We start from the raw sequence: 3,100 nt of genomic DNA on the forward strand, positions 1-3,100 counted from the left end.
CCCGACAGCGAGCCGTTGGCTACTTGTCGGTCCAGCGCCTCGGCGCGTTCTTGCGCCCGCTGTGCCAGCACGTGCGTGAAGGCGTTGACCTGCGTGTCCGTGGCCTGGATCCGCTCCAGGCTGGCGCGAACGGCGGCTTGCGCCTTCATGCGTCACGCTCCTCAGTCGCAGACGGCGGCACCGGTCGAAAGGTGTTGGCGCCTTCATCCTCCGTGCCCAAGGGAAAGCTCATCACCCGCTCGGCCATGGTCGCGGCCAGGGCCAGGTAGGTGACCACGCCCGGCCGATGGTCGGGGTGGAGGGTCAGCCCCACCGCCTGAGCGGCGGGGTCCACGTAGGCTTCAGGGTCCATCACGATGCAGCCCTCACGACTGACTTCATGTAGGCCCGCCAGCCGCCGAAGCCGGTGATGTCCTGCGCCCCTTGCAAAGCATGTGCCTCACACACGAAGCCGTGCACGGTGGTGCCGTCTTCCAGCAGCAGGCTGCCCAGTCCCAGTGGGGCGGGGATGAGGGCCAGGAACGAGCCCACCTCGGCCTGCGGCAGGGCCCAGACCTCCAGTTCGATGCTGGCGCCGCCTTCGCTGACGCGCTGCATCCCGGGCTTGGGCGGTGTCGTGCCGGGCAGGGCGTAGAGACGGTAGCAGGGCGCCGTGCGCGTGCTGCGCAGCAGCCGCGCGCCGCGCTCGGTGAGCTGGCTGTTAAGGGGCAGACCGCTCAGGTGGGCGCCGACCACGGCAATGGCGATCTCGCTGCGCACCGCCGGCCAGCGCAGCGTCTCGCCATCGGCAGCAGGCCCCATCCAGCGTTGGCCGAAGCGGGCCAGGGCCGCGTCGGCGTTTCCGGGCCCGATCAGCGTCACGCCGAAGGGCAGGCCGCGGTCGGTGAAGCCCGCCGGCACGGCCAGTGCGCTCCAGCCCAGCAGGTTCACGAAGTTGGTGTACACGCCCATGCGGGCGTTGGCACCCACGGGGTCGGCGTCGATCTCGTCAAAGGTGGGGTGGCCGGTGGTGGTGGGCACCAGCAGCGCGTCCACCTGCTGCCACAGCCCGGCCAGCGCGGCCTGCAACTCTCGAAGCTTGTACTGTGCGCGGAAGGCGTCCGTGGCGCTCATGCCCACGGCCTTGGATACCACCTTCAGCACCGTGGGGTCCAGCGCCTGCGGGTCGCGCTCCATCAACGCCTGCAGTACCGCATGGCGCTCGGCCACCCAGGGGCCGTCGTAGAGCAGGGCGGCCACTTCGAACAAGGGCGCGAAGTCCAGTTCCACCAGTTCGGCCCCCAGGTCGCGCGCGCGCTGCAGGGCGTCGGGCCAGGCCGTTGCGTAGCCGGCGTCTCCGTGGAAGACCGGCCTCTTGGGAATGCCCAGGCGCGGGCGCTCGGGCAGCGTCGCCACGCCAGGTTGGAAGGCGCTGTAGGCGTCCCGCGGGTCAGGGCCTTCCAGCACCGATAGCACGTGCGCGGCGTCCTCCACCGTGTGGGCGAACACCGACACGCAGTCCACCGAGCGGCAGGCGGGCAGCACACCGGCCGTGGACACCCGGCCCGGCGTGGGCTTCAGGCCCACCAGGGCGTTCAGCCCAGCCGGTACGCGGCCGGAACCGGCGGTGTCCGTGCCCAGCGCAAAGGCCACCAGGCCGCTGGCCACTGCCACGGCCGATCCTGAACTGGAGCCGCCGCTGATGCGCTGCGCATCGAGGACGCTGGCGGGTTGGCCGTAGGGCGAGCGCGTGCCCACCAGACCGGTGGCGAATTGGTCGAGGTTGGTCTTGCCCACCCACAGCGCCCCGGCGTCCAGCAGGCGCTGCACCACGGTGGCATCTGCCGTGGCCTCGTGCTCGAAGGCCGGACAGCCGGCGGTCGTGGGCGCGCCCGCGATGTCCATGTTGTCCTTGACCGCGAATGGCACGCCCAGCAGGGGGTAGCGGCGCAGGGCCTCGGCGCGGGTGGCGCAGGCCTGCACACGCTCCACCAGCAGATCGATCTGGCGCTGCCAGGCGATGTCGTCGCACAAGTGGATCCACACCGGCCGGCCGCGCTCGGTCTGTGCCGAAGCGAGGGCCCGCACCCGCGCGGCGTCGGCCCGTGCCACCGGATCCTCGCCCTGCGCCAGGGCTGTCAGCCACGACGCAACAGAAGCGGGACCGCTCAGGTCTGCGGGGCCAAGGCCCGCTGCCGCGGCCGGGCTTTGAATGGTGGGGCGATCGCGATGCATTGGTGCGCCAACTGGTATACAAGTGCGTACAGCAGAAAGCGTGCCAACGTGTACTGCCCCTTCGTCAGGCCCCCATTCGGGCCTGTCGCGCGCACAACCAAGGCGCAGGCCTGGTCCCATTTCGGTGCGCCGCAGCCTCACGCACCTGAGGTTGCACCAAGCCGGTGCCGCGGCGCGCCAGGTCGGCGGGGAACTCAGCAGCCTTTGACCTGCCCCTGCCGAAGGGCCTGGGCGCGTTCGCGGATCTGCGCCATTTCTTCCGGCGCCACCCGCTGGAGGTTCTTTACCTGCAAGGCCATACGAGGGTTGCGTCCCAGCCGAACCTGGTGGCGCGCCAGGAAGTCCCAGTACAGCGTGGTGAAGGGGCAGGCCCGCTCTCCCGTGCGCTGGGCCGGATCGAACCGGCAGCTGCGGCAGTGGTCGCTCATGCGGCCTATGTACTGCCCGGTGGCGATGTAGGGCTTGCTGGCCATGGGCCCGGGCGGTGGGGTGGGGCCCTGCGGCGGACCCGCGTCCGCGTGCTGGCTCATGCCCAAGGTGTTCGGCAGCTCTACCCATTCCACGGCGTCCACGTACACCGCCAGATACCAGGTGTGCACCTCGCGTGGCGCCACGCCCAGCAGCAGGGCATACAGGCCGGTCACCATCAGGCGCTGGATGTGGTGGGCATAGCCGTGCTCCAGCGTTTGGCCGATGGCATCGGCCAGGCAGCGCATGTCGGTGCGGCCCGTCCAGTAGAAGGCAGGCAGGGCCTCGTGCGCGTCCAGGGCGTTGAGATCCAGATAGCCCGGCATGCGCAGCCAGTACACGCCCCGCACGTACTCCCGCCAGCCCAGGATCTGCCGGATGAAGCCCTCGGCCGAGGCCAGCGCCACATGCCCGCTGC

The 3,100-nt window shown here is 70.6% G+C and carries 2 protein-coding genes and 1 pseudogene; all 3 read right to left on the bottom strand.

Annotated features, from left to right (window positions below):
- Positions 1-145: 145 nt before the first annotated feature.
- Positions 146-352, bottom strand: coding sequence for a DUF4089 domain-containing protein (locus tag ACIRA7_RS16775; RefSeq protein WP_396221976.1), 207 nt, complete (start codon positions 350-352; stop codon positions 146-148).
- Positions 352-2,214, bottom strand: coding sequence for an allophanate hydrolase (gene atzF, locus ACIRA7_RS16780; RefSeq protein WP_396221975.1), 1,863 nt, complete (start codon positions 2,212-2,214; stop codon positions 352-354). The genes ACIRA7_RS16775 and atzF overlap by 1 nt, the downstream gene beginning before the upstream one ends.
- Positions 2,215-2,408: 194 nt before the next feature.
- A pseudogene (locus tag ACIRA7_RS16785) lies at positions 2,409-3,100 on the bottom strand (cryptochrome/photolyase family protein); the annotation flags it as partial.

The organism is Gemmatimonas sp. (assembly GCF_044376735.1).
Taxonomy (GTDB): Bacteria; Gemmatimonadota; Gemmatimonadetes; order Gemmatimonadales; family Gemmatimonadaceae; genus Gemmatimonas.